We start from the raw sequence: 25,291 nt of genomic DNA on the forward strand, positions 1-25,291 counted from the left end.
AATGCCTTAGCTACCCCCAATAAAAAAGCCACTCGAAAGTGGCTTTTTTATTGGTACCATTATCCCGTTAGATAACAGAACCCTTCTCACTGTGGGTCACTATATTTGTTGTATTAATTTATGCTTTAGCACTCGCCTTCACATCACTTAACACACAGTTGCGACTTTAGGGTACAGGGAGACAAAACTTGTGCCTAAAGCTGTAAACCATCAATAAAAAAATTACCTCAGCGATAAGGCTGAGGTAAACCAAAAACTAGGATGATGGTTTAAAGAGCCAACATTGTTTTAGTTCTCAAACTTCTGTTGGCTGTGATCCAAAACTGCATAAATGCCGACCTGTACACAAAAATTGAAAGGGGTCATTTCCAATAAACGTATAGGACTCAGGTCATTCCGAATCAACTGCCACCATTGTATTCAATTAAGAACAGAGTTCAAGGATGTTATAAAAACTGCTTTAGAACACCCTAAAAAACCATCCACAAATGTACCCACCAACTCAATCTAAAGTATTGATTTTAAACAACCACAAAAGTACTTGGTTAATTTAAAATCACATATGACCAATTTTGAGAACAATGTTTCCTATTTCACTGACGTTTACTGAATAATTCGACATAGGGCGCATCCCAATACGGCGGCGTTCCTATGTGATCTTTGATGAATTCGATAAAAGAACTGACCTTAGGTGCTAAGTGCTTACGACGGGGATAAACCGCCTGCAATGGCAGATGGTGGGTCAATTGCCAATCCTTCAGTAAAGGCACTAATGTCCCCTTGGCAATTTCATCTTCCATCAGATAACTCGCAAGATACACAACACCAAGACCACTGATTGCGGCGGATTTTAATGCGGGTGCGTTATCAACCCTGAAATTGCCCGATACGCCAATTTCACAGTAATCATCACCCTTCTTAAATTGCCACATGCTGTGTTCGTGCCACTCACCTTGGTAGACCAAACAATTGTGGTCAACTAACTGCTCAGGTCGAGTCGGCTCGCCATGTTGAGCAATGTAGCCAGGAGAAGCAACTAACAGGAATTGGCACTTCATCAGAGGTCTAGCAACCATCCCAAGCGGTAATTGCTCCGACATAGTTAACAGTAAGTCTAAGCCTTCACTCACTACATCTACTTTATGGTCCAGTAAGCTCACTTGTAGCTCAAGCTCAGGATGTTTTGCCATAAAGGATGGCAGCGCAGGAATGATATGCATCACCCCAAAGGATTGGGAAATCCCCACCTTGAGCACACCGCGGGTCGCATCATTTAAGTTATGCACGCTGGCTATCGCTTGTTCAGCGTCACGCAGCAGTTCTTCACCTTGCAGATACAGCAAATGCCCTGCTTCAGTCAGGCTTAAGCTACGGGTGGTACGTTGGATTAATTGAACACCAAGTCTATGTTCAAGATCGGCGACTTGTGTACTGACCTTAGACTTAGAGATCCCAAGCCTTCTTGCGGCGGCACTAAAACTACCAGCTCTGGCCACATGAGTAAAAATCGCAATAGGTTCTAACAGTTCTAACATGGAAGTCGCCTTAAGCTGTTTACGACAATGATATTAACTTTCGGTGAATAGCAGTGGTTAGCGTAATCATCGCTTAAAAATAACCATAGCATTGATATCTCGCATTAAAGTGATATAACGCAGAGATTTAGACCGAAAAAGTCCACTAAAGTAGGGTGTTATATCTGACTGATATGCCAGCTTTTAATTATATTTTAAGAGTATACCAAATATTCGTCTCTAGACTGTAACATTCCGAACTAAATCGCTGCAAGCCAAGCCTAGACGCCACATCGACTTTATCCTCATAGCTTTCGCTACTAAGAATTAGCCAATAAAAAAGCCCCTAGGCGATAAATTGACTAGGGGCGTAGCATTCAAATTTGACTCATGCACAAGGAGATAGAAGTTATTGCAATTAAAACTCAGAGCTATTCACTAAAACTATTAGCAAGGACGATTACCAAGAATTATTCACGCAGCTCCTTGGTTGAGTTTTGTGTCAACGCATAAGGTGCGAGTTCTGGCACTTCTTGGCGTAATCGATTTTCAAGCACTAACAGATTTTCAAATCGGTCGCACAAACGGTCAGCCTTAGCTTCCAATCCCTTAGATTGACTCTCGATTTGCTGCTCAATATCTTGGCCTAAGTTGTCCATTTTCTTGGAAAAGGCATCCATCTTGGCCTCAAAACTATCACCGTCACCCGACATGATTTGGCCACCTATGGTCATCATAATAGTGCCGACTGAGTTCTGAACAATTTGCTCCATTTCTTGCTCGAATTCGTCGTTAAAGGTGTTCTGCATCGAGTCTTCCGTCGCACCTAAGTAGAAGCTATCGCCATGACGGTAGGCCACTGAATCAACGCGCTTTTGGACGCCTGCCATCATTTCATCGAACTTAGCACCGGCCGCATCGCCCATTAACGGCGTTAACGCCATGCTCACCGCTTGGGACGCTAATGCGACGGCCTCGTTCACGACTTCGATCACTTCAGGCACTTGCGTCGACACTTCATCGGCGTATTGAGTCACTAACTTTTTTTGCTTATCGGTTAAGCTTACTTGTTTGCCTTCAACAAATAACTTATCGACTTCGATGCGATACTTTTCTGTGCCCTTCTCGCTCATGACTAATTTTTTAGGCTCAACCATAACGTCATAATTTAAAGAGACTTCACAGCGATCATCGACGTTAGGCTCGGTTTGCGCTTGCGCCAACTGTAGGCCAGATGTTCCTAAGATCACCCCGGATAAAGCAAATCCAGTTAATAGCTTATTTAATTTCATGTTGTTCGTCCTTTAATCTGAATAATTCGATAAACCTAAACTACTGAATAGCTTATAGTAGGAGATTAGCAGGAGACGTGCCAACTTTATAACAGTATGATTATGTTAGATTTAGGAAAGTTAGCACTAAAAGGTAATTAGCGAAATTCGCTAACTTTTAGTCTGATAGTGCTAATAAAAACGTGAAGTAAAACTAGAAAATGGAACGACCAAGGCGTTGGCTTAAATGCTCAAGCATGGCGGTGCCAGCAAGCGAATTGCCATTGCCATCGAGTTCTGGCGACCAAACACAAATCGACAGTTCCCCAGGAATAACGGCAATGATGCCGCCACCGACGCCACTTTTACCTGGCATACCGACACGATAGGCAAACTCGCCCGCGCCATCGTATAGGCCCGAAGTCGCCAACAGGGCATTAAGCTGCCGAGTTTGCACCTGAGAAATCAGCTCAGTCCCTGTGATGCTTTTGCCGCGATTAGCCAAGTATAACATGGCTTTAGACAAGTCAGCGCAATTCATCTTCAAAGCGCAATAATGAAAATAGGTGCGTAGTACAGTATCAACATCGCCTTGAAAATTACCAAAGGACTTCATCAAATAAGCGATAGCCGCATTGCGCGCACTATGTTGATATTCTGAATCTGCCACCTGTTTATCGAAACACACTTTATCGTTTTGACTTAGTTGCCTAACTAACTCGAGCATTCTGTGTTTGGGCGCACCTAAACGACTCTGCAATAAGTCAGCAATCACTAACGCACCCGCATTGATAAAGGGATTACGCGGCTTGCCACGTTCTAGCTCGACTTGAACTAAAGAGTTGAATGAATGGCCCGAAGGTTCTTTGCCAACTCGGCTCCAAATTTCGGCTTCTTCATATAAAGTTAACGCTAAGGTTAAGCTGAAAACTTTGGAGATACTTTGAATCGAAAACGGCTCAAGGTAATCACCCGCACCTAAGGTTTCACCATCAACTGTGGTGACGGCAATGCCTAATTTACCTGCATCAACGCTAGCCAGTGCGGGGATATAATCTGCAACCTTTCCTTGGCCGAGCAAGGGTCGAACTTTCTCGACCACTTCCTCAAGTAATGCCAACTCGGGCATTAACCCCACCAAATGTCGTACAGTTCGCTAACTTCAACCTGAGACACTTTTTGGTTCGCCCAGAATGCCTTAACTGCAGCAATATCTTCTTCGGTACATTTGCCGATCGTTTGGGTTGCGATAATGCCTTCCCATTCGATGTGACCGCCGCCATGGAAACCTAACTTACGGGTTTCGATCACTTCATCGATAAATTTATCAACAGTTGCATCGATATCGGCTTCTGATACTGATGCATCAAAAGTCCAAGCCATATCAAAACCTAACTCTTGGAATTCATCAACGCGCATTTTCTTACGTAAACGACGGCTACGATTAGTTGCCATAGTGACTTTCCCCGTTGTGTTAAAAAACTAATTAATCAATTGAAATATCTAGATTAAGCAATACGCTCAAACATCAGATCCCATACACCGTGACCCAGTCTATGGCCGCGGGCTTCAAACTTTGTCAGTGGGCGATGATCAGGACGCGGCACCACAGTGCCATCACTCGACTGGTTTTGATAACCAGGAGCTGCTTGCATCACTTCCAACATATGCTCGCTGTATTCTTCCCAATCGGTTGCCATATGGAACACGCCGCCAATTTTTAGCTTGCGGCGGATCAGTTCAGCAAATTCAGCTTGCACGATACGACGCTTATGGTGACGTTTCTTATGCCAAGGATCGGGGAAGAACAATTGCACTCGGGCTAATGAACCGTCGGCAATCGCATGTTCTAACACTTCCATGGCATCATGATGATACACACGTAAATTAGTCACACCCGCAATGGCGGCATCGCTTAAGCAAGAACCGACACCCGGTTTATGCACTTCAATACCAATAAAATTTTGCTCTGGTGCCTCTTTTGCCATTTGCACTAAAGAGGCGCCCATGCCAAAGCCAATTTCCAGCACTGTATCGGCTTCACGGCCAAAAACGTCGCTCAGGTTCAATGGCGCAGGGCTGTAATCTAAGCCCATTGTTTGCCACTGGCTTTCAATAGCTTGTGCTTGGCCTTTAGTTAAGCGACCTTCTCTTAGGACAAAGCTTCTGATCTTACGCAGATACTTGCCTTCTTCATTAAATTCAGCGGTAGTGACTTCGCTCATTTTTGCCTCGTCTAGTGGACAGCACCATCATAAAAGAAGGGCATTATCCAAAGTTCAACATACAGTGCAAGCACTAATGGGGCGAAAGTATACCAAGATTATTTGATAGTGCGAATTTAGCAGTGATTTTCGGCTTTTTAGCCCTTATCCACTTGTCTTTGAGCTTGTCTAAGAAGATAACTGCCGCTACACTGCGTCGATGAAATCTACAGCCTCCTTCGCTACACGTATCGTCTCTTGGTACGACAATCACGGTCGTAAAACCCTCCCTTGGCAGCAAGATAAAACCCCATATAGCGTATGGGTTTCTGAAATCATGCTGCAACAAACTCAGGTTGCGACTGTTATTCCCTATTATCTTAAATTTATGGCGCGTTTTCCCGATGTGTTAGCACTTGCTAACGCGCCAGATGATGAGGTGTTACATCATTGGACCGGCCTTGGTTATTACGCTAGGGCGCGTAATCTGCATAAAGCGGCCAAGATGATCCGTGACGATTATAAGGGACTATTTCCAACGGATTTTGAGCAAGTACTGGCTCTGCCGGGTATCGGCCGCTCGACAGCAGGCGCGGTATTGTCACTGTCTCTTGGCCAGCATCACCCCATTCTCGACGGTAACGTCAAACGCGTGTTAGCACGACACGGCGCTATCGCCGGTTGGCCGGGGCAAAAAACGGTCGAAGCGCAGCTTTGGCAGCTGACTGATGCCGTTACGCCGCAGCAAGATATTCAGAAATATAATCAAGCCATGATGGATATCGGCGCCAGTATTTGTACTCGTAGCAAACCTAACTGCGCCGCTTGCCCTGTAGCGATTGATTGCAAAGCTCAGCTGATTGGCCGACAAACCGATTTCCCCGGCAAGAAGCCTAAAAAAACCATACCGACCAAAGCGGCGTGGATGTTAGTGCTAATGCAAGACAACCAAGTGTTTTTAGCTAAACGTCCGCCAGCGGGAATTTGGGGCGGGCTCTGGTGTTTCCCTGAGTTTGCCACCCAAGATGCCCTTGAAACTCATCTTGAAGAACAAGGGATTGATGCGCAGCAACTCGAATGGCTAACTGGTTTTAGGCACACGTTTAGCCACTTCCATTTAGATATTCAGCCCATGATGCTTAACTTAGATAAAACTCATGGCGATAAAACCCACGGCAATAAACAGAGCATGGGCGCTGTCATGGAACAAAATCAGACTCTCTGGTATAACATAAGTCATCCTTCCAAAGTGGGACTCGCCGCCGCCACCGAGCGCGTGCTAGCCAATTTGGGATCACTCGTTCAATCCGCAGTCAGTAAGGAATAATCATGGCGCGTACAGTCAATTGCGTATATTTAAATAAAGAAGCCGACGGCCTAGACTTTCAACTGTATCCAGGTGATTTAGGTAAGCGCATTTTTGATAACATCAGCAAAGAAGCTTGGGGCCTATGGCAAAAAAAGCAAACCATGCTGATTAACGAAAAGAAACTCAACATGATGAATGTTGATGATCGTAAGTTTCTTGAAGAGCAAATGACCTCTTTCCTCTTTGAAGGTAAAGAAGTAGAAATTGAAGGTTTTGTGCCTGAAAAAGACCAAGATTAATTTTGTCGTTCACTTAATGATAAAGCCCACAAAAAAGCGCCTTTCGGCGCTTTTTGTTTATTCATCTCGTGAAGAATAACTGAACGTTACTTACGCACGCCTTCAACCACAAGATCTAACTCAACATGGCTTGATGCTGGGCCTAAATCCATTTTGATACCGAAATCTTTCATCGCGAAGGTGGTTGTGCCCGTAAAACCTGCACGATAGCCACCCCAAGGATCTTGACCTTCACCCACGGCATGGGCATTGATCGCTAATGGCTTAGTGACACCATTTAAGGTTAAGTTGCCGTTAATCACTAAGTCGCCATTACCTTTATCTTCAACTGTGGTTGAGGTAAATGTCGCTTGTGCAAACTTACTCGTGTTTAGGAAATCGGCGCTACGAATATGCTTGTCACGCTCGGCGTGGTTTGAATCCACACTGAGTGTATTTACTGTTACATTCACTTTAGCCGCAGTGGGCTTAGCCGCGTCATAACTAAAGTCACCGCTAAAATCATTAAAGCGACCAACAACATAGCTATAACCTAAGTGGCTCACTTTGAAAGTAATAGAGGCATGTGCTCCTTCACGGTCAATGACATAGTCCGCCGCTGAAGCCGCCATCGGAGCCAATAGAGATGCACCAATCAGTGCGCTTAACAGTTGCTTTTTCATTGTATTATCCTCGATTAAATTTAATCATTTTGAGTAAAGTTGCGTCTTTATCGATAAAGTGATGTTTTAACGCACCTACAGCGTGGATGACCACGAGTGCGATTAAGCTATAAGCTGCGTATTGGTGAATATCGCCAGCTATATCAGCTTGGTTTTCAAAAAAAGGCCCAAATCCTGGCAGTTCAAACCAGTTAAACACCATAATTCCACGACCTTCTGCCGTTGAAATCAAAATGCCGGCACACATGATCACCAGCAGCAATACATAAATAGCTAAATGCGCAATATGAGCCGCCTGCCTTTCCCAAAGCTTATGATTCGCCTCTGGTACGGGCTTAGGATTCACTAAGCGCCAAAAGAGGCGGAATAACGTCACAGCCAAGAGTAAAATCCCGACGCTCTTATGTAGATGCGGCGCTGTCTTGTACCACGCGCTGTAGTAGGTTAACTCCACCATCCACACACCTACCGCAAACAACCCAATCACGACGATCGCACTCAGCCAATGAGTCACAATTGCGGTTATCCCATAGGCAAACTTACTATTTCGAAACATACTGCAACTCCGTACTCGCGCTTTCTTCATGCCATCCATGAAATAATATTCATTATCATAAGTCTAATTTTAAAAACTAAAATCAGTAAAAATCGCTCATATCTTTCTAAATTTTAGAAAGTAAGCAGGAAACTAGGATTTATGAGCATAAATTTATAGTAAACATCAGTATCCTTCTGACTTGAAAACTACAGTCAACGAATGAAATTGACCTGAATCCGCTGAATAAGAGATAAAAAACAAGCAAGATGCACATTAAACCGCCGAACGAGTTATTTATTGGGAAAAAGCACTTGCAGAGGTGAAACTCCCTAGCTAATATAGCCGCACTTCGAACGAGACGGCTCAGCCAACGAGTTCAAAGTAGTTAACTAACGCTTAGTTTAGTTGCCCGAATAGCTCAGTCGGTAGAGCAGAGGATTGAAAATCCTCGTGTCCCTGGTTCGATTCCGGGTTCGGGCACCATTATTTTGTAGTAAAAATTTAGCCGGCATAGCTCAGTTGGTAGAGCAACTGACTTGTAATCAGTAGGTCCCGAGTTCGACTCTTGGTGCCGGCACCATATAAACAACGAAGCCACTCAAACGAGTGGCTTTTTTTGTATCTGTTTTTTGTATTTGAAATTTGTATCTTAAATTTGAAGTGTTCAGTGCAAAGCGCAACTGACTTACTCTCGATAATACCGGTAGGTTTTGAGACTGACTTTTGGTCGATCAATTCATGCCAGTTCAAAATCATAATTGCAGACAAACTTAACTACCAAAATCTGCTGTCGATAAAAGTACCGTGACACTCACTAAACTTCGTCATCAGACGATATTGCCCTCCCCTTCGGATACATTGCATGCCTTAAGCGTTAATGTTCTTTCTTAAAAAACAGATTAAACGAGCACTGAAATTAACATTATCAATCCAAAGGAAGCACTAACGTCACTAAAATGCTGAAACTTTCAGCGACTCAATATGAGAAAAGTGGAAGAATCAAATAAATGTTCGATTTTTGTTTAATAGTTAATCAGTCATTTAAAAAGGGCTTGCACAGCCAAAGCGAGCACTATATTATACGCGCACTTCGAACGAACAAGGTCTTTACGACTTAGTTTGAAGTAGTTAACTAACGCTTAGTTAGTCGCCCGAATAGCTCAGTCGGTAGAGCAGAGGATTGAAAATCCTCGTGTCCCTGGTTCGATTCCGGGTTCGGGCACCACAATTTAGCCGGCATAGCTCAGTTGGTAGAGCAACTGACTTGTAATCAGTAGGTCCCGAGTTCGACTCTTGGTGCCGGCACCATATAAACAACGAAACCACTCAAACGAGTGGTTTTTTTGTATCTGAAATTTGAAGTGTTCAATGCAAAGCACCACTGACTCACGTCAACACCAGCAGCTTGCGTTTTGCTTGGCCTAAAAGAACTCACTAGCGACCCGCGCCTTACTCAAGTACTCGATAAATTGCATAAACTGAACATCAATACTCACACAATAAAAAAGCCACTCATTGAGTGACTTTAGGCTCTTATACAAACTATCAGATCAAGCTGCTCGCACTTATTTAATTAGCTCGAGTGGCATAGGCCTATCACCGGCTTGAACTTGATGTTGAACATGGCGCCACCCTTGAGTGAGCTCACTAAGATGTGCTTTTCTCTCGGGGAATTGTGTAGAAAGTTTTTCAATTACATCGATTTGCTTCTTACACAATAATGACCAACGATCTGCATTTGATAAGTACATGGCGTTTTCCTTAACTGAGAGGTTACTTTTCCTTCGCCAGTTAAGTCTAGGCGGGAATGATTTTATTGCCAATTCAAAATTGCGTGTTAGCGCACTGTTAAAACAAGTCGCTCAGGAGTATCTTTGTCCTATAAACATAAGATAGGGGGCGTTATGACAGCCGATATTTTCAAACTCATTTTTGTCGCTATTGGTATTTTTCTCGTTTACAAACTCATATTTGGTGGCAAGAAAGGTCTAACTATTTTTGAAATGCATTTTAAAGATGGCCGCATGACTCAGCATAAAGGCAAAATCCCAGAGCGCTTCGAGCGGGAATGCCGCCACATTGCTAAAGCTGAAAAACTGACCTGTACTGTTAGGGCTGAAAAATCAGGAGATGTACGCTTACATATTTCTGCCAACGTGAGTGACAATGTGAAGCAAAGGATCCGTAATGTATTTCCGTTTGAATATTATGACAAAAAATCGATAGATAACAGTCGTCAAGCAGGCTAGCTCTTCGCCCTTTTCCCTAGCAACCTCAATACTTAACCCACAATACTTTTTGAAGGTTAAGTATTGAGGTTGCAGCGAGTCCCTAACCCACTCTTCTTATTTAAACTTAACCGGGTACCTAGGTTTTAAAAAATCGGATTCTAAACGACCATCTGCCCTCGCATCTCGAATACGGCGTTCATTATCTTGCACCATAGGATCGCTGGCAGGTTGATGAGGGTCAGCTTTTGTCTCAGCTTGTTCCTCAAACACAACGTCAAAGGATGAACAAGCAGTTAACGACAAACTCAACAAGGCACACCATAGAACTAAGTGTTTTTTAATCATTTATCTACACCAACTTAAACTTGGAATAATTAAAATAATAAACAATGAGTTACATATAATTAACTATTATAGTTATCACTTTATGCCGCTAGCAAAAGTGCCTAGCTGCCACTTTGGTTTGAGTTCGATACTTTAGTGCAGACAAAAGGTGATTATTAGCCAAGCTATACTGTTTAAGCCAACTTAAGCCTTAATCAACAGAGTGAATCCATGACAAGCAAAGACAAACATAATTAAGCTAACTTAACTAAAAATTGCTGAGACTATTTTTGAATAACTAAAGTGACTTTAGCCACTGTGATGCCAAACTTAATAATATCACTCTGATTTATAATAGTATTATCATTCACTAAGAACATCCAATCGTCGAAATGCACTTGGTATTCCTCACCATCGACGGGCAATAGCATGTCGTATTTCCAACGTAGCGCGCTACCACTGGATTGACCATCAGCGATGCCAATAATGTCGCCTGCAGTTCCCGAGTATCGCCCTTCGCCGAGTGCTTTAATGCGCCACACACGGGTTTGAGTTTCGCCATCATCATAAACAAACCATTCATTAATGACGCCCTCGTTTCCCTGCCAACTGGCTTCCATAGTGACATTGAATTTGCGGATCACTTTGCCACTAAAATCATGTACTATCCCAGACGCTTTTAATGGCCCATTAAAGAATGATTCCAACACCAGTGTCGGATGAGAATCTTTATAGTCTGTCACTTCCACCGATGAACAACTCGATAAAAGCCCTATCATTATTAGGCCTAACAATAACTTTTGACCGATAAGTCGTGTTAACAATCGCATGGTTTTTCTCCGAGTAATTGCGCCCGCAAACTCGGACGGCTAGTGTCTTTCGATAACCAAATCGCTAAAAATGCCTCCGCAAAATCAGCATCCTGGATAATCTCGAGTGGTTGATGATTAAAGAAAAACTGACTCGTTTGCCCATCCACAACCTTAAAACTTAAATGGTCGCCCTGCTTCACATCGGGCCAAGTGGCGGTTAATAAACTGAGCCAACGCTGGATATCCTTTTCGGCAAACTTTAGATGCTGCCATTGATCTTTTGTCGCTTCTAACAGATCTTCAGACTCTATATCTCGATAATATTCAATATCTAGCAGCAGAGGATATTGCCCCTGTTGATAACGGCCAGTTACCGTCATCAGCCTCGCCTTATACAAACTAAACCACAGCCAATCCATTTCTGTGCGGCCCACTTCCTGAAAAGTCTGCGTCACATCTGCAGCATCATTCAGCTCGATAGTAATGTTTTCAAAGTTAGATGTTTTCGCCTCTAATGGTTTTAAAGGTGCAATCAACAAACCGAGCGCCAATAAACTTAAGCTGCTGAAATTAAAAACAGTAAAGGAGCGAGCCTTAGTGCTTCGATTAAATCCATAGGGATTAGCAAGTTGGATTAAAAATGGCAACAAGACTAGCCAAACAAAAAATAACACCACAGCAGAAATGACATTGCCGTAGGGCAAAGTCACCGCATTAAACTGCGCGCCCGCGACATAGCTTAACGTGCCAAATATTCCTCCGAGTAACGCCTGCAATATCAGCGGTAAGGGTCGCATAAACGCCAAGCTATGATTCAAACTCAAGCCAAAGTGCAGCCATAAACAGCCAAGCCACCATGGGAAGGCAGCAAACTCAAACAGGCCTAAAACCGACAGCACAGCGTCAATGCCAATCCCTAGGGCGGCAACCTTGAGCATTAATCGCAAATCCACTTGGCGATACTGGCGCTTACCCAACGAGGACAACAGGATAAAGTGACACAATAACAAAGGTATAGTTAGTAGCAGTGACAAGTTAAGCCAAAGCACACTCGACCACCACACAGCCTGAAAACTCAGAGCGTTATAGAGTATAAAACCCTGATGTTTAGGCAGATGCCGAGAGTTAGCTAACATTGACTTCATCTTTGCCTCACTTTTATCTTGCTACAACTACAGCGACAATTTCATTTAAACGGATACATCTAAACGAACTACTCTCAACGGCTAATCTAACCGAGTAGCCGCAGGAACAGCCTAGCTAGGCTGACTATTGCCTAGAACGCGATAGTCCGGACGTACGGCAACTAAATGCACTGTGCTTGTGGTGCGTTCTAAAAATCCACCTTCACAATAACTTAGGTAGAATTTCCACATGCGGATAAAGTCTTCGCCATAACCTAAGGTTTGGATTTCACCCACGGCATGATCAAAATTCTCATGCCAATGCCTCAGCGTTTTAGCGTAATCGAGCCCCATATCATTGAGCGACCAGACCACCATATCCGTCTGTTTGGCAATGTGACCGACCATTTGACTGACAGAAGGTAAACAGCCACCGGGGAAAATATAGCGCTGAATAAAATCCACACTTTTGCGATAGCTGTCGTAACGTTGATCGGCAATCGTTATCGCCTGTAGCAGCATGCGCCCATGGGGTTTTAACAGTGATTCCAGCTTTTTAAAGAAACCCGGTAAATATTCATGCCCTACCGCTTCAATCATCTCGATAGAAACAACCCTGTCGTATTCCCCCGTCAGATTGCGATAATCCTCGGTCAACAGTGTCACTTTATCGCTCAGTCCTTCGCGTTCAACGCGCGCTTTGGCATAGGCGTATTGCGCATCAGAAATCGTCGTCGTTGTCACGTGCACGCCATAATGCTTGGCCGCATAAATAGCCAGTGCCCCCCAGCCAGTACCAATCTCAAGCAAGGTTTGACCTGGCTGTAAATCGAGTCGTTCGCAGATAGTCATCAACTTAAACAACTGCGCTTCCTGCAAGCTGGCTTCCTCATGGGGATAAAGCGCACTCGAGTACAACATTTCACGGTCGAGAAACTGCTCGTACATGGCATTTCCCAAATCGTAATGGGCGAGAATATTGCGCTTCGAGCCCTCTTGAGAATTGCGATTCAGCACATGCTTAACACGGTTTATCGTGCCCGTTAACCAAGAAAACTTAGCTTCAATCCTATCGAGTAAGGCTAAATTACGGGCAAACAGTTGCACCACTTTAGTGAGATCAGGACTCGTCCAATGGCCTTGAATATAAGCTTCACCGGCACCAATGGAGCCTGAAAGCATGATTTGACGATAAAAACTGGGGTGTTTAACCACAAGCGTGGCATGTAAATCGGTATGACTTTCACCAAAACGATAGCTCTTATCGCCCTCAACTAAGGTCAAGCAGCCGTGGGGCAGACTTTCCAACGCCTTAAGCAAGACTTTACGCGCAATACTGTCGGGTAGTTTTCCTGTGGCGACTGAGGTTTGCGAAGCCGTATTTTCCATATTATTTCTCCATCTGAGCTGGATGCGGCACAAAGGGCACACGTTTGAAGAAGAGTTTCAGCGCTTGCCAATAAATCCCGAAGAAGATCTTGAGAGTCATAAAAGGAAAGCGAAACAACAGCGTCCGTAAATTGGCCGCCGTGATCGGTTGGCGTTTCATCACAAGATTGGCATTAAACAATTTTTTGCCATTTTCCTGCATCGACTTGTTTTCAATACCAATATTCAAGACCTCACCCGGCGCAGACACATGCCAGAGATAACGCATATCGAGAGTCATAAAGGGAGACACGTGAAACACTTTGTCAGAAGGTTTGGGCGCAGCTACATCCACTAAATAGCAATGGCGTTGATCCCAAGGCGTGTTACTCACTTCGGCCAACATGTATAAAGGCGTTTGATCTTGATAACAAAAATAGAAATTTACTGGGCTGAAATACACACCAAAATGACGGATCTGACCCACAAACAGAACTCGGTCGCACAGCTTATCAGCACCTAACTCGGCCACTTGAGCCAATACTCGATTCTTAAGCGCCGCGGCGCTTGGATCGGCTACGGCAACTTCGCTGTTATCATTGGATTTAGTCGTAAAAGACGTTAAATAATCTTTAGGATTAAATCTCAGTAAAGCGCGGCGCTGGCTGGCAAAAATTCGCCCCATGGCACTGATCCTATCGACTTCATCTAAGTCAATCGCCAGCAGCGCCATGGCATAACTAAAGCTGTGTTTAATCGGCGTAAAACGGCTGTGGGATACAGTGCCGTAATAAATACCGCTATTGAGTTCTGCCATATTTAAGCTTGTCACATTTACATCGGTCATAGGCTGACACCAAAATGGGCGCACACATCCAGCGCACTGCGAACGCCATCTTCATGGAAACCATTGTGCCAATAAGCTCCAGCAAAATGGGTATGATTTTGCCCGGATATTTCCTCACGGCGACCCTGGGCCTTAAGGCTAGCTTCGTTAAACACTGGGTGGGCATAATTGAAGCGGCGTATGACTTTCGCCTCATCAATCAACTCAGACTGATTTAAAGTGACACAAAATGTCGGCGCGGAGGCTGGCAACTGCTGCAGTATGTTCATATTGTAAGTCACTGACGCTGGACGTTTTAGATTGCCGTCAAGCCGATAGTTCCAACTCGCCCAGGCCACTTTTCGCTTCGGTAATATGCTGGTATCCGTGTGCAGCACTACATCGTTATTCTGGTAGCTAAGGTCGCCTAAAATGGCACGTTCTGTTGGCGTGGGGTCGTTTAACATCCGCAGTGCTTGATCGCTATGGCAGGCTAAAATCACCTCATCAAATTCCAACCATTCACCGTGGACTTGTAACTTCACCCCATTACCATGGCGTTCAATACCTGTCACGGGTGAGTTAAGGCGGATATTGTCTTTAAAGGGCGCAATAAGATCGGGAATATAACTGCGGGAGCCACCCTTTAGCACATACCACTGGGGCCTATCACTGACATTCAATAACCCATGGTGCTGGAAGAAACGAATAAAAAACTTCAACGAAAACGCACGCATATCTTCTATGCTCGAAGACCAAATCGCCGCGCCCATGGGCAAAATGTAGTGCTCGGCAAAAAATGGTGAGAAGTGTTCATTGTCTAAATAATCACCTAAGTTACCTTCGGGATAAATATCCTGTTGATAGAGTGCCTTACAGCCTTTATTGAAGCGCAAAATTTCTTTTAAAAAGGCCCAAAAGCGTGGATTCAGGAGGTTACGCTTTTGGGCAAACAAACTGCCTAAATTGTGGCCGTTGTATTCAAGCCCAGTCAGCGCATTGTGCACGCTAAAACTCATCTCAGTCGGTAATATGGTGACATTAAGGCGAGCTAATAAACGTTCAAATCGTGGATAGGTTCTGTCATTAAACACGATAAAACCTGTGTCTATGGCGTAGGTTTGGCCTTGGTGCTCCACATCGACTGTCGCCGTGTGGCCGCCGATGTAGTCATTGGCCTCAAACACTGTAACCCTGTGCGACTCACTTAATAGATGGCCGCAGGTTAAGCCTGAAATGCCGGTGCCGACGATGGCGATATTTTTCATAAACTCTTGTCCTTAAGCGGCTTGGCTTGAGTATCGTTTGCAATCATTTTTTGCCAGACAAAGGCAGGTAAAAACGACATCAATTTCAATAGATAAGTAAAGCGTCGCGGAAAATGGATCTCACGCTTGCCACCTTTAAGCCCATTGCGGATTGCCTTAGAAGCGGTTTGCACACTCACTTGCATTGGCATAGAAAAATCATTTTTTGCCGTCAGTGGCGTCGCCACAAAGCCAGGGCAAATCAAGCTCACACCTATGTCGTTCTTGGCAAGGTCGAGCGCGAGACTCGAAGCGAGATACTGCACGCCAGCTTTAGAGGCGCCGTAGGCTTGCGCACGAGGGAAAGGTAAATAAATAGCGCTGGAACTCATTAAACCAATACGCGAACCCCTTGGCATTAAAGGTAAAAATGCGCCGAGGCAATATCCCATCGCAATTAAATTGGTATGGACGACGCGCTCGAATAACACATCATCAAAAGCCTTAGCATCGTCTATGTACTCACAACTGCCCGCGTTCAAAATCACTAAATCGAGCTGACAATCGGTTTTCGCCAATAGATCAGCTAAATCGTTGCCAGCTTGTTGAACTTGGTTGCGCTTAGCTATATCGAAAATAAACAAGGTGGCGCCAACGAGTTCATTTAGGGCTAACGCCTCTAATCTTTCTTGCGATCGGCCACAGGCAATGACATGCCAACCTAAGGCTAAATAATCCTGAGCCAGTCGCAGCCCAATGCCTGAGCTTGCACCTGTAATCAGCACGGTATTTATTTTCATCGGCTTAACAGCGCTCATTATTTTGCCGCCCTGTCTTTAAGCAAACGGATAAGCCCGCCCATGCAAGGCAAATGCTCGTACAACATTTGCCCTAAGTCGAAGTAATCCCTGTGAAAATAAATCTTGTCGTCGAACTTAAGTTGGCTCATGCCGTCAACACGGATAAGTTCGCCTTTATTCAACTTAGGGTGGCAATACTCCATCTGCCAAAACAGAGCGGCTTGATTTGCATCCTGCTGCACTTCTTTGATCTCAAACTGAATATGCTTAACATTCTTGTATAACTTCGCGAAGTACTGAGTTAACGACGCTAGCCCTGTGATTTGGTGCATAGGATCGGTAAAGCTAATACTGTCGTCGTAAACTTGCCCCAACAAATGCAAGTTATCTTTATTCAAGGCTTGATAAAGCTGAATAAAATCATCAACAAGCGTATTAGTCTCAGTCGTCGCTTGGTTTGTCATCTGGTTATTGCTCCTGATCCTATTTATTGGGCCGCGGCCTTTTTCAATACGCCTAATACGGTTAATGCCCTTGCTCTTGCTGCACTATGCTCGACAATCGCACTTGGATAAGCCGTTTGAGTGTTAAATAACGGCTGTTCAAACAAGGACGGTGTCTGCGCTGTACTGGGTTGATGCAATTTCTTAATTCCCCAAGATGCGAGCTCTGGTAAGTACTTACGGATGAAGCTGCCATCTGGATCAAACTTTTCACTCTGGCTTATAGGATTAAAAATACGGAAATAAGGCTGAGCATCGCAGCCACAACCGGCGGACCATTGCCAGCCGCCATTATTCGCGGCTAAATCACCATCGATGAGCTTTTGGCGGAAATAACGCTCGCCCCAACGCCAGTCAATCAGCAGATGTTTAGTCAGGAAACTCGCCACCACCATACGCAAACGGTTGTGCATCCAACCCGTTTGATTGAGTTGGCGCATAGCCGCATCCACAATCGGATAGCCAGTACGACCTTCACACCAAGCGGCAAACTCCTGCGGATTATTGCGCCACTGCACATGGTCGGCTTGTCGATTGAAATTATGATTCTTAGATAAGTCAGGAAACGCCACCAGCAAATGTCGATAGAACTCACGCCAGGTAAGCTCATTTAACCAAGTGCGAGCAGGGCTAGTATCGTCGACAATCACCTCGGGGAAGTGATGCAGCAACGCGGCAACGCATTGTCTTGGGCTAATCACGCCAATGGCCAGATAAGGTGAAATTGTGCTAGTACCATCAATGGCGGGGAAATCCCTATCTTGCTTATAATCCTGCACTTTTTGTTGGATAAATGCAGAAAGCAAACGCTTTGCCTGCCCTTCTCCCGCAGCCCAAAGTTCACTCGACACTTTAGTGACATGGTTAAATAAAAGCGGCTTTGGCTCGGCCAACACAGGTCCAAGTGGCGCCGGAACAGGAAGCGGCAAAATAGCATGGCGGGCGGCAATTTCTCGCCACTTACGGCTAAAAGGAGTGAAAACCTTGTACATGTCGCCAGATAAATTCAGCACTGTGCCCGGCTTTAGCAAACAATGCTCATCGGTTAGCACCAGAGGAATCCCCGCCTGAATACAGGCTTGGTCGCGCTGTTGCTCGTTAATCTCAGGCTCACTGCCGGCAAACACGCGGCCAATCCCCTGTTGCTGGCAGTAATCACTGATAAACGCTGGCACATCGGCAAAGGTATCTAACTGAATTAATTCGAATGCAATCCCCAAACTCGCCAGCCCTTGGGCAAGTAAATTAATGTGACGTTCGATAAAATCTAACTGAATGGGCGCCACATCATGGCGTTGCCACTGGGTTGGCGTAGCGATATAAATCGCCTTAAGTGCCACGCCATTCGCCCGCGCCCAATCGCAAGCTGCGGTTAATGCCTGATTATCGGCAAGGCGTAAATCTTGGCGAAACCACATCAGTGCATTATTGCCCTGCACTTCTATTCGCATTGAATCTACTGGCATTGAATCGTTAACTGATGTCATTGTTTTCTCCACTCTTGCCCTGCTCGCTTTTCCCTTTGCCTTTGTGACTTCTGTTAGTCTTCCCCACTGCTCTAGACGGCATTTGTCCAATCAAGTCAGTCATCGAAGGCGCCCAGAAAGCCGATAAGGAAGTCAAGGTCGGCGCAAAGGGGCCAACAAATCGACAGGGGAAACTCATTTGTGCCAATACTGTGAGCATTTCAGCCTGCTCAGAACCCGAATGATTTGGATCAGGCATAAGCAAAAGCGCATCGACGTTAAGCCTGCCCTGCAGTAGCGGTAAACTGCCTATGGCCTGCTCTCCTAGGTCGATTACCGATACTCGAAGCGACGCTAACTCGAGCGATAGCAGCAAAGAAAACAAGCTTTTAGTACGGGCAGAATTAGGCGGCGTGGCCGCGCCGCGTGATAACTGCACCACAGCCATTCGCGCCGCAATGGCTTGCCCACCAAAGACATAGCGCCCGCCCACGCGGCTGAGTAATTCGCTTTTTAACCAAGCGACAATCAATTCGGCATCGAGCCGCTCATCAACTAAGTCATCGAGTTGATTGAGCCAAGGTTGCAGTAACTTTTCTTTTACTAATTGAAAAGGATATAAGCCGAATGCATCGTCTAATATCTGCTGCAACTTATGCTGATTGAAGTCGAATACTGCCGTATTCAAGGCTGTTATTTGCTCGTCCCACAGATCGACAACTTGGGATTCAATCATTTCACTTGATAATTTGGCAGTACTCATCAACAAAGGTTTAACCTTGCTGATCGCAACACCTTTAGCTAACCATGCATTAATCTCATGGATTTCTTGGATATTTTCGCTCGTATATAATCTGTGTCCCTTAGGCGTACGCGCAGGGATCACTAAACCAAAACGGCGCTGCCATGCCCTTAAGGTCACGGCATTTACGCCCGTGAGTAGCGAGACTTCACCTATGGGGAGTAACACGCCATCATCGGGTTCATCGTTGGTCATAGACTGGGTATCTTGTTTCATATATCAGTAATAACTCACTCAATTCAAAGCTAAAACTTCGCAGTACGACAAAGCCAATGCTAATAGGCATAGCGCAGCTTCAACGCCTCTGGATGAGGATTTAGATACACTTGCTCTTCAATGTAAGGCGTTGGGAATTCCCGCAGATAATGGTTGATAAGCGTGATAGGCACTAACAGAGGCAATAGACCTTGGCGATATTTCATAATTGCTTCAGACAGTTCTGTCTTTTGCTCTTTGCTCAAATGCTTTTTAAAGTAGCCCTGAATATGCTGCAGCGTACTGGTATGATTTTTACGGGTCGCATTGATTTTCAGCGCCGTCATAAAGCCTTCAAAGTAACGGGTTGCGCTTTGTTCAAGATCCTCAATATTGGCCACTATCGGCCCAAGCTCGCGATACCATGTAGGGCTATGCGCCATTAACAGGTATTTATAGCGGGAATGAAACTTGACTAACTTATGCTTAGTCAGCCCTTCATGCTTCATCAGGTGCCAATCGTGGTAAGCATAAACGCGGGTGAAAAAGTTCTCCCGCAGCACCATGTCATGCAAGCGGCCTTCTTCTTCCACGGGCAATAATGGATATCGCTCCATCAACTTGCGGGCGAACACACCAATCCCCGACTTAGAGCCATTGTTAGTGCCAATTTTGTATTCTGTTACCCGCTCCATGCCGCAGGTTGGCGACTTAGCGCAAAGCAAATATCCGCCAAGGAAATCAAGCTCTTCAACCTTGTTTTCGCTGTATTCATTGAGCTTATCGGTCACATCTAAGCTACCGTCACCGCTCTGCACTAAGATGGTTTCACCATCACGAACTAGACGAATACTTTTACGGGGCGCACCTAGGCCAATCGCCATTTCCGGACAGATAGGCACATAATCAAAAAATTGCTTAATTTCTTGATTACAATAGGTAGAATTTTTATGTCCGCCATCAAAACGAACCTTCTCCCCTAATAAGCAAGCACTGATCCCAATCTGAATTCGCTGCGGGTTAAACTTGTACATAAGTCGACTCCTTGTATCACTATGCGTTTAATTACGGACCATAGTTGTACAAGGATCAAGTTTTTGTATAAATATTTTTTAAAAGCCTCACTCGAGCATGACTTGAGGTAAATCAATCACAGAATAACCCAACATAAGCGCCAAATTAGCCTGAGTTGGCCCCTAACTTGCTTATAAAATACAGCGTCATCATTAAATTAATTAAAACGACCATTAGCACCATTTAATCGCGCCGAATTAAAGCCAAAGGTGGCTAAAGGACTTAATCACAACTACTGGGCCATACCAAAAGGAATCGGACATGAGCACAATCAACCCCAACAGCTATACCAATCCCTATGCAAATTTGGCTCTCACGCCACTCAAATCAAGCCAGAGTAATCAAGCTAATGATGCCACTTCGATTGCATTAACGGGTCCAACAGCGAGCCAAGATACTGTAACCCTCTCCTCATCTGCGCCTGTCGCGACAGCCGATACCTATAGCCATCTCGCAGCTAACGCCAAACAAGGCTATACGGGGAATGTGCAAGCCATTGCTGGCAAACCTGAGTCAGATAAAAGCACCGACAAATTGGCTGAAGCCATGCAGGCGATCCTTGATAAGCGTACAGGTATCGATAGGGAAAAACTGAAGCAGTTAGAGGCTGAAATGGAAAAAATTGCCAACGATGAAAGCCTGTCTGAAGAAGAAAAAACCAAGCAACTAGAGTTACTACAGGCGCAAAAGATGGACCTGATTAAGGAGTCTTCAGAGAAAAATGAAGAGAGGCAGCGCAGAGTCGATCCCGAGGTGTATTACAGCTAATAAAGCCATGTTAGGCCAAGACGCTTAAGCTTGTTTCTCTATCTTGTTAATACTGCCCTTGTAACCCGTTTCATCAACGGCCTTAAGCAAATTATCAAGATTAAAATCCTCTGGCACAGTCACTATTGCCTGTTCGGTTTTCAACGAAGCCTTGGCCTTAATCACCCCATCGGTTTTACGCAGGGCTTTATTCACGACAGTGACACACAGCGGACATGTCATGCCCTTTACATCTAAGGTAACCAGCACGTTTGCCGCCCAAGTGGGCGCTGAGCACAAACTCAAGGCAAGTCTATTACGGTAGCGAAGATAGTGAACCCAATAAACTGTTATCTGACTTTTTCTTCCTCGAAAATACCCGAGAAGTGTGGAAGGACATAGGCGGTATTGTTGTCCAATTCAATAAAGATTGGTTAGATATTCGCCTTACACATATGCAATACACGAATGAACGTTATATTGGTGGAATTCAGCAGGAATGGAATGGCAGCACCCAACGTTCAGGCAAGTTTTATGGCCTGTCAGTTAACGTAGATTATGAGAACTTCCTCTTTCTATCAGAGCTTAACCGCTTAGATCTCGATGGTAGCAATCTAGATACTTACTTGCTCACTTTCGGTTATCGTATCGATTCAGTGATGCCATACATTTCCTATTCGGACTTCAATGATGGTGAAGGCGGCGAAGTGCACCATACAAGCTCGGCAGGTATACGTTGGGATTTCCATCCTTCGGCAGCCTTTAAAATTCAATATGATGACGTTAAAGATGATGGCGGCCCAGGCATGAAAGTCGCAGGGGATTCTAAATCCATCAGTCTTGGTATTGATTTAGTATTTTAGGAGAGAGATATGAAAAAATTACTTTGCTCAATCCTACTCAGTTTACTCTCAATGCCATTATTTGCTGGCGTAGTTGTCATAGTGAATCCCAGTAATGCGGATGCAATAGATCAAAAATCAATCGAGAATATTTTTTTAGGAAAAACAAAGACCTTCCCCGGAGGAGCCCAAGCAGTACCAGTCAATCTTGACAGCGCTATGCCCTTAAGGGAGACATTTGACACTAAAGTACTGGGCAAGTCATCCAGCCAGCTTAAGTCATATTGGTCACAGAAAGTGTTTACGGGCAAAGGAACGCCACCCAAGGAAGTCAGTAGTGGGGCGGAGATGATAAAATTAGTTGCATCTAACCCTAATATTATTGGCTATATTGATAGTAGTGAGGCCAATGATTCGGTAAAAGTTATTGCCGAGTTTTAGATTGGAGTGCCGGGCTTTAGCTCGGCACAACTTGGGGGCAAGGGATGAATTTCTTTAATAACATTTCTATTTTTAAAAAAGTTATCGCGATATTTATTTTAGCAGTCATCATTTTCGCTTTAAACTTAAGCATTAGTGTTATCTCCATAAATAAAAATCGCACCACTCTTAACTATATGGAGCAGCAAGTTTACCAAAGGGTTGAACTCGCCAATCAAAACGTGTTTTTTATCCAACGACTCGATGAGCTTTATACTCAATCCGTTTCTTTTGCCGACGAAGACCTGTTAACCAACGCAGGTACTATGTACGAATCTTTACGCAAAAACCTCCAACAGTTAGACAAGGTCGATCCCTCACAAGCCAATCAACTCAACAATCTATCGGCTAAATTAACCCGTTATAACGACATGACGATTAAGCTAGCTAAAGGCATGCTGGCAGGTACGATTGATATGGCAAATATTGGCCAAATCAGCCAAGAAAAATCCCAAGCCTATGAAGCCGTACTCAATGAAATACAAAACTACAAACAAGACAAAGTACTCGAATTTAAACAATCGATAAAAGAAGCGGGTGACAGATCGGAGCAAAGTTTATGGCTCACCCTCTCCATAGGTATCGCTTTACTGATCGTGATGTTTATTGTCACTATCGCCATTGCACGCGCCATTAGCTCTTCTGCCCGTAATGTTGCCCAGTCATTGAGTGAGCTCGCCGATGGTAAGGGTGATCTTAGCCATAAACTTAACGTATCAGGTAGCGATGAACTCGGCCAAGTATCGAGTAACTTCAATCGATTCCTTGGGTTACTCGGTGATTCGATTCGTAGAGTAGTGAATGTTACCGATCCCTTGCTTGCAAGCTCGCACTCACTCAAACAGCGAATGGAAGATGCAACGCATGCAACCCAGAGACAAAGCCATGATGCCAGTGCTGTGCAAGTTTCAATGGAAGACATGCGCCACTCCGTCATCGAAATTTCGCAAAATGCGCGCCAAGCCGCCAGTGCTGCCCAGATCGCCGAAAAAGAAGCCATGCAAGGTATGACAGTCGTCCAACGGACTATCGATATTTCACAGGAATTAAATACGGGGATTCAGGCCGCCTCTAACTCGATTAATGAACTTGCCAGAGACACTGAAAATGTCACCTCTATCTTAAATGTGATTACCTCGATTGCTGAGCAAACTAACCTGTTGGCACTGAACGCCGCTATCGAAGCTGCCCGCGCGGGTGAGCAAGGACGGGGCTTTGCCGTGGTAGCGGATGAAGTCCGTGCCCTCGCCTCTAAAACCGCAGATGCAACCACAGAAATTCGTCATGTGTTGCAAAACCTTAAAACGGCGGCTATTTCTTCGGTTAGTACCATGAATGTGGCTATGTCTAAATCATCAGAAAATGAAACCAATGCCCAAAACACGGGCAGTGCATTGAAATCGATTCAGCAGCAGATTGTCAGTATCAATAGTATGAATACCCACATTGCCTCGGCAACGGAAGAGCAAGCCTCGGTTGCTTCTCAAGTGGTCGATAACGTCGTCAATATGAACGCTTCATTCGAACAGACGTTGCAAATTCTGTCGCAGGTTCGCAATGTTTCTGAGGGATTAGTCGATTTTGCCGATGAACTGAAAAACGCCACCTCACAATTTAAACTTTGAGGACGACTTATGATGATTGCTTGGGATCATGGCTTGTCATGATTGCTTGAAATGATGGCTTGATATAATTGTCTAAGGTCGTTTTCCCCGCAAAAAACCGGTATTGAGTAACTCAATACCGGTTTTTATGCATCAAAGCTTAACTTCCCCCCATTTTAACCTTGCTAACTAAACGCCAAGAAAGGTGATACACACAGTAATAAACCCGTGATGATAATGATATACAGCGACATGCCCTTGTACTTATGCAGTGCGGGGACTTGATACACTAAATAAGCGGGAATTAAACAACCCACTAAACCAAAGATTGGACTGCAAATGGACGTAAAACTTAGCACTGGCGCATTCAATACAATCGCGCCCCACGACAGTAGAATCGTGAAAATCATGATGCCGTAACCGACAAGCTTTTTGTTGATGCGATCTTCAGGCATAAACCGACGCAGCATATTCATGGTTAGCCCTTGGCAAGCTTCTCTGAAACCAAGATACACGCCAAAGTAAGCCGTCATGACGGCAAAAATGTTCAGTGTCAGACTCAGTAATTTCAGCGTTTGCCCCTGCATACCTTGGGCGACCATGGCCAAGGCCGAGATATTTTCTTCCGATGCGCGCACCGCTTGTTCGTGACCCATAGCGAGCGTGAATGATACGGCATAAAAGAACACCACGACAAACAAGACACCAAAGGCAATATTCATCGCGCGCATCGCTTTAAAGCGCGCCACGGCTAAAGATTTTTCCCGTGAACGGTATGAAATCACCATAGGGCTTAAGCTTTGAATAAACAGAATCGATGTCAGCGTAAAAGGCAGCATAACGACCGCATCTTTTAACCAATCACCCGTTGCTGGGATAGCGCCAATATTATTGATATCCCACTTATCCACCATCAATAACCCAGGGTGAGATCGTGAATGTATTTTAACCGTTTTGAACCCAATTTGACGAACGGTATCGATTATGATCTTATGCTCTCTTTTTCTTATAGAGAACATCAGAGCATGTACCTTGAAGCCTTCACGTCT

General features: G+C 44.7%; 27 protein-coding genes, 4 tRNA genes and 2 pseudogenes. 11 read left to right on the forward strand and 22 right to left on the reverse strand.

Features of this window, described 5'->3' with window-relative positions; genetic code table 11:
* Positions 1-593: 593 nt before the first annotated feature.
* The 5 genes from K5Q99_RS13505 to trmB form a co-directional block, all read right to left on the reverse strand.
* Positions 594-1,535 carry a LysR family transcriptional regulator gene (locus K5Q99_RS13505; RefSeq protein ID WP_006082526.1) on the reverse strand — a complete coding sequence of 314 codons (942 nt, stop codon included), beginning with the start codon at positions 1,533-1,535 and terminating at the stop codon, positions 594-596.
* A 449-nt stretch (positions 1,536-1,984) separates the two neighbouring features.
* Positions 1,985-2,806 carry a YggN family protein gene (locus K5Q99_RS13510; protein ID WP_220777159.1) on the reverse strand — a complete coding sequence of 274 codons (822 nt, stop codon included), beginning with the start codon at positions 2,804-2,806 and terminating at the stop codon, positions 1,985-1,987.
* 193 nt (positions 2,807-2,999) lie between these two features.
* The gene (glsB, locus tag K5Q99_RS13515; protein WP_012089758.1) at positions 3,000-3,914 is read right to left on the reverse strand and encodes a glutaminase B; all 915 of its coding nucleotides are present in this window, start codon (positions 3,912-3,914) and stop codon (positions 3,000-3,002) included.
* Positions 3,914-4,240 carry a YggL family protein gene (locus tag K5Q99_RS13520; RefSeq protein ID WP_006082529.1) on the reverse strand — a complete coding sequence of 109 codons (327 nt, stop codon included), beginning with the start codon at positions 4,238-4,240 and terminating at the stop codon, positions 3,914-3,916. Before K5Q99_RS13520 ends, glsB begins: the two co-directional genes overlap by 1 nt.
* Positions 4,241-4,293: 53 nt before the next feature.
* Positions 4,294-5,010, reverse strand: a complete 717-nt coding sequence (gene trmB, locus K5Q99_RS13525) for a tRNA (guanosine(46)-N7)-methyltransferase TrmB (protein WP_220777160.1) — start codon at positions 5,008-5,010, stop codon at positions 4,294-4,296.
* Positions 5,011-5,209: 199 nt separating this feature from the next.
* On the opposite strand from trmB, the gene mutY reads away from it, so the two are divergent.
* A complete protein-coding gene (gene mutY, locus K5Q99_RS13530; RefSeq protein WP_220777161.1) occupies positions 5,210-6,316 on the forward strand; it encodes an A/G-specific adenine glycosylase in 1,107 nt (368 codons plus the stop codon).
* Between the two features lie 2 nt (positions 6,317-6,318).
* The gene (locus K5Q99_RS13535; RefSeq protein WP_006082532.1) at positions 6,319-6,597 is read left to right on the forward strand and encodes an oxidative damage protection protein; all 279 of its coding nucleotides are present in this window, start codon (positions 6,319-6,321) and stop codon (positions 6,595-6,597) included.
* Between the two features lie 86 nt (positions 6,598-6,683).
* Here K5Q99_RS13535 and K5Q99_RS13540 read toward each other — a convergent pair whose 3' ends face one another.
* Both K5Q99_RS13540 and K5Q99_RS13545 read right to left on the reverse strand, forming a co-directional pair.
* Positions 6,684-7,259 (reverse strand): YceI family protein, encoded by a 576-nt coding sequence (locus K5Q99_RS13540; protein ID WP_006082533.1) that lies wholly within the window; start codon positions 7,257-7,259, stop codon positions 6,684-6,686.
* 4 nt (positions 7,260-7,263) lie between these two features.
* Complete coding sequence (locus K5Q99_RS13545) at positions 7,264-7,815, reverse strand: cytochrome b (RefSeq protein ID WP_220777162.1); 552 nt, start codon at positions 7,813-7,815, stop codon at positions 7,264-7,266.
* Between the two features lie 389 nt (positions 7,816-8,204).
* Here K5Q99_RS13545 and K5Q99_RS13550 point away from each other — a divergent pair.
* From K5Q99_RS13550 to K5Q99_RS13565, 4 genes are all read left to right on the forward strand, one after another.
* A tRNA-Phe gene (locus tag K5Q99_RS13550) sits at positions 8,205-8,280 on the forward strand.
* A 21-nt stretch (positions 8,281-8,301) separates the two neighbouring features.
* Positions 8,302-8,377: transfer RNA gene (locus K5Q99_RS13555), tRNA-Thr, on the forward strand.
* 569 nt (positions 8,378-8,946) lie between these two features.
* Positions 8,947-9,022 (forward strand) — tRNA-Phe (locus tag K5Q99_RS13560).
* Positions 9,023-9,029: 7 nt separating this feature from the next.
* Positions 9,030-9,105: transfer RNA gene (locus tag K5Q99_RS13565), tRNA-Thr, on the forward strand.
* 257 nt (positions 9,106-9,362) lie between these two features.
* Here the strand turns inward: K5Q99_RS13565 and K5Q99_RS13570 are convergent.
* Positions 9,363-9,548, reverse strand: a complete 186-nt coding sequence (locus K5Q99_RS13570) for a hypothetical protein (protein WP_106649920.1) — start codon at positions 9,546-9,548, stop codon at positions 9,363-9,365.
* 153 nt (positions 9,549-9,701) lie between these two features.
* Here K5Q99_RS13570 and K5Q99_RS13575 point away from each other — a divergent pair, with 153 nt between their 5' ends.
* Entirely contained in the window at positions 9,702-10,046 is a 345-nt protein-coding gene (locus K5Q99_RS13575) for a DUF3634 family protein (RefSeq protein WP_220777163.1), read from the forward strand.
* 96 nt (positions 10,047-10,142) lie between these two features.
* Here K5Q99_RS13575 and K5Q99_RS13580 read toward each other — a convergent pair whose 3' ends face one another.
* The 12 genes and pseudogenes from K5Q99_RS13580 to K5Q99_RS13635 all read right to left on the reverse strand — a co-directional run bounded on the left by K5Q99_RS13580 (position 10,143) and on the right by K5Q99_RS13635 (position 20,529).
* Complete coding sequence (locus K5Q99_RS13580; RefSeq protein WP_106649918.1) at positions 10,143-10,373, reverse strand: hypothetical protein; 231 nt, start codon at positions 10,371-10,373, stop codon at positions 10,143-10,145.
* 263 nt (positions 10,374-10,636) lie between these two features.
* The gene (locus tag K5Q99_RS13585; RefSeq protein WP_220777164.1) at positions 10,637-11,182 is read right to left on the reverse strand and encodes a DUF3833 domain-containing protein; all 546 of its coding nucleotides are present in this window, start codon (positions 11,180-11,182) and stop codon (positions 10,637-10,639) included.
* The gene (locus K5Q99_RS22835; protein WP_306432337.1) at positions 11,170-11,715 is read right to left on the reverse strand and encodes a chalcone isomerase family protein; all 546 of its coding nucleotides are present in this window, start codon (positions 11,713-11,715) and stop codon (positions 11,170-11,172) included. Before K5Q99_RS22835 ends, K5Q99_RS13585 begins: the two co-directional genes overlap by 13 nt.
* Positions 11,716-11,736: 21 nt before the next feature.
* Positions 11,737-12,309: pseudogene (locus tag K5Q99_RS22840) on the reverse strand (DUF2878 domain-containing protein); the annotation flags it as partial.
* A gap of 111 nt (positions 12,310-12,420) precedes the next feature.
* Positions 12,421-13,677: an SAM-dependent methyltransferase gene (locus K5Q99_RS13600; protein WP_220777165.1), complete on the reverse strand. Its 1,257-nt coding sequence runs from the start codon at positions 13,675-13,677 to the stop codon at positions 12,421-12,423.
* 1 nt (position 13,678) lies between these two features.
* Complete coding sequence (locus K5Q99_RS13605) at positions 13,679-14,503, reverse strand: DUF1365 domain-containing protein (protein WP_220777166.1); 825 nt, start codon at positions 14,501-14,503, stop codon at positions 13,679-13,681.
* Positions 14,500-15,750, reverse strand: a complete 1,251-nt coding sequence (locus K5Q99_RS13610) for an NAD(P)/FAD-dependent oxidoreductase (RefSeq protein ID WP_220777167.1) — start codon at positions 15,748-15,750, stop codon at positions 14,500-14,502. The genes K5Q99_RS13605 and K5Q99_RS13610 overlap by 4 nt, the downstream gene beginning before the upstream one ends.
* Complete coding sequence (locus K5Q99_RS13615) at positions 15,747-16,547, reverse strand: SDR family NAD(P)-dependent oxidoreductase (protein WP_220777168.1); 801 nt, start codon at positions 16,545-16,547, stop codon at positions 15,747-15,749. Before K5Q99_RS13615 ends, K5Q99_RS13610 begins: the two co-directional genes overlap by 4 nt.
* Complete coding sequence (locus K5Q99_RS13620) at positions 16,547-16,993, reverse strand: nuclear transport factor 2 family protein (protein WP_220777169.1); 447 nt, start codon at positions 16,991-16,993, stop codon at positions 16,547-16,549. Before K5Q99_RS13620 ends, K5Q99_RS13615 begins: the two co-directional genes overlap by 1 nt.
* A gap of 23 nt (positions 16,994-17,016) precedes the next feature.
* Positions 17,017-18,519 carry a deoxyribodipyrimidine photo-lyase gene (gene phrB / locus K5Q99_RS13625; RefSeq protein WP_220777170.1) on the reverse strand — a complete coding sequence of 501 codons (1,503 nt, stop codon included), beginning with the start codon at positions 18,517-18,519 and terminating at the stop codon, positions 17,017-17,019.
* On the reverse strand, positions 18,506-19,516 hold the full coding sequence (locus K5Q99_RS13630; protein ID WP_220777171.1) for a MerR family transcriptional regulator: 1,011 nt from the start codon (positions 19,514-19,516) through the stop codon (positions 18,506-18,508). Before K5Q99_RS13630 ends, phrB begins: the two co-directional genes overlap by 14 nt.
* Positions 19,517-19,575: 59 nt before the next feature.
* Positions 19,576-20,529 (reverse strand): YbgA family protein, encoded by a 954-nt coding sequence (locus tag K5Q99_RS13635; RefSeq protein ID WP_107946875.1) that lies wholly within the window; start codon positions 20,527-20,529, stop codon positions 19,576-19,578.
* A 301-nt stretch (positions 20,530-20,830) separates the two neighbouring features.
* On the opposite strand from K5Q99_RS13635, the gene K5Q99_RS13640 reads away from it, so the two are divergent.
* Entirely contained in the window at positions 20,831-21,337 is a 507-nt protein-coding gene (locus tag K5Q99_RS13640; RefSeq protein WP_220777172.1) for a hypothetical protein, read from the forward strand.
* Positions 21,338-21,361: 24 nt separating this feature from the next.
* Here the strand turns inward: K5Q99_RS13640 and K5Q99_RS13645 are convergent, their stop codons facing one another.
* Entirely contained in the window at positions 21,362-21,622 is a 261-nt protein-coding gene (locus tag K5Q99_RS13645) for a heavy-metal-associated domain-containing protein (RefSeq protein WP_306432336.1), read from the reverse strand.
* Between K5Q99_RS13645 and K5Q99_RS13650 the strand changes: the two are divergent.
* The 3 genes and pseudogenes from K5Q99_RS13650 to K5Q99_RS13660 all read left to right on the forward strand — a co-directional run.
* Positions 21,613-22,179: pseudogene (locus K5Q99_RS13650) on the forward strand (porin); the annotation flags it as partial. The gene K5Q99_RS13645 and the pseudogene K5Q99_RS13650 overlap by 10 nt on opposite strands.
* Positions 22,180-22,188: 9 nt before the next feature.
* A complete protein-coding gene (locus K5Q99_RS13655) occupies positions 22,189-22,599 on the forward strand; it encodes a type 2 periplasmic-binding domain-containing protein (RefSeq protein ID WP_220592382.1) in 411 nt (136 codons plus the stop codon).
* A 44-nt stretch (positions 22,600-22,643) separates the two neighbouring features.
* Entirely contained in the window at positions 22,644-24,263 is a 1,620-nt protein-coding gene (locus tag K5Q99_RS13660; RefSeq protein ID WP_220592381.1) for a methyl-accepting chemotaxis protein, read from the forward strand.
* Positions 24,264-24,427: 164 nt separating this feature from the next.
* On the opposite strand, the gene K5Q99_RS13665 is transcribed toward K5Q99_RS13660, so the two are convergent.
* A partial coding sequence (locus tag K5Q99_RS13665; RefSeq protein WP_505973630.1) for an amino acid permease occupies positions 24,428-25,291 on the reverse strand: 864 nt, incomplete at its 5' end.

This window comes from Shewanella hafniensis, assembly GCF_019655335.1.
Taxonomy (GTDB): Bacteria; Pseudomonadota; Gammaproteobacteria; order Enterobacterales; family Shewanellaceae; genus Shewanella; species Shewanella hafniensis.

Coding starts and splice junctions, on each gene's coding strand:
- K5Q99_RS13505 (WP_006082526.1), bottom strand. CDS start 1,535: ATGTTAGAACTGTTAGAACCTATTGCGATTTTTACTCATGTGGCCAGA.
- K5Q99_RS13510 (WP_220777159.1), bottom strand. CDS start 2,806: ATGAAATTAAATAAGCTATTAACTGGATTTGCTTTATCCGGGGTGATC.
- glsB (WP_012089758.1), bottom strand. CDS start 3,914: ATGCCCGAGTTGGCATTACTTGAGGAAGTGGTCGAGAAAGTTCGACCC.
- K5Q99_RS13520 (WP_006082529.1), bottom strand. CDS start 4,240: ATGGCAACTAATCGTAGCCGTCGTTTACGTAAGAAAATGCGCGTTGAT.
- trmB (WP_220777160.1), bottom strand. CDS start 5,010: ATGAGCGAAGTCACTACCGCTGAATTTAATGAAGAAGGCAAGTATCTG.
- mutY (WP_220777161.1), top strand. CDS start 5,210: ATGAAATCTACAGCCTCCTTCGCTACACGTATCGTCTCTTGGTACGAC.
- K5Q99_RS13535 (WP_006082532.1), top strand. CDS start 6,319: ATGGCGCGTACAGTCAATTGCGTATATTTAAATAAAGAAGCCGACGGC.
- K5Q99_RS13540 (WP_006082533.1), bottom strand. CDS start 7,259: ATGAAAAAGCAACTGTTAAGCGCACTGATTGGTGCATCTCTATTGGCT.
- K5Q99_RS13545 (WP_220777162.1), bottom strand. CDS start 7,815: ATGTTTCGAAATAGTAAGTTTGCCTATGGGATAACCGCAATTGTGACT.
- K5Q99_RS13570 (WP_106649920.1), bottom strand. CDS start 9,548: ATGTACTTATCAAATGCAGATCGTTGGTCATTATTGTGTAAGAAGCAA.
- K5Q99_RS13575 (WP_220777163.1), top strand. CDS start 9,702: ATGACAGCCGATATTTTCAAACTCATTTTTGTCGCTATTGGTATTTTT.
- K5Q99_RS13580 (WP_106649918.1), bottom strand. CDS start 10,373: ATGATTAAAAAACACTTAGTTCTATGGTGTGCCTTGTTGAGTTTGTCG.
- K5Q99_RS13585 (WP_220777164.1), bottom strand. CDS start 11,182: ATGCGATTGTTAACACGACTTATCGGTCAAAAGTTATTGTTAGGCCTA.
- K5Q99_RS13600 (WP_220777165.1), bottom strand. CDS start 13,677: ATGGAAAATACGGCTTCGCAAACCTCAGTCGCCACAGGAAAACTACCC.
- K5Q99_RS13605 (WP_220777166.1), bottom strand. CDS start 14,503: ATGACCGATGTAAATGTGACAAGCTTAAATATGGCAGAACTCAATAGC.
- K5Q99_RS13610 (WP_220777167.1), bottom strand. CDS start 15,750: ATGAAAAATATCGCCATCGTCGGCACCGGCATTTCAGGCTTAACCTGC.
- K5Q99_RS13615 (WP_220777168.1), bottom strand. CDS start 16,547: ATGAGCGCTGTTAAGCCGATGAAAATAAATACCGTGCTGATTACAGGT.
- K5Q99_RS13620 (WP_220777169.1), bottom strand. CDS start 16,993: ATGACAAACCAAGCGACGACTGAGACTAATACGCTTGTTGATGATTTT.
- phrB (WP_220777170.1), bottom strand. CDS start 18,519: ATGACATCAGTTAACGATTCAATGCCAGTAGATTCAATGCGAATAGAA.
- K5Q99_RS13630 (WP_220777171.1), bottom strand. CDS start 19,516: ATGAAACAAGATACCCAGTCTATGACCAACGATGAACCCGATGATGGC.
- K5Q99_RS13635 (WP_107946875.1), bottom strand. CDS start 20,529: ATGTACAAGTTTAACCCGCAGCGAATTCAGATTGGGATCAGTGCTTGC.
- K5Q99_RS13640 (WP_220777172.1), top strand. CDS start 20,831: ATGAGCACAATCAACCCCAACAGCTATACCAATCCCTATGCAAATTTG.
- K5Q99_RS13655 (WP_220592382.1), top strand. CDS start 22,189: ATGAAAAAATTACTTTGCTCAATCCTACTCAGTTTACTCTCAATGCCA.
- K5Q99_RS13660 (WP_220592381.1), top strand. CDS start 22,644: ATGAATTTCTTTAATAACATTTCTATTTTTAAAAAAGTTATCGCGATA.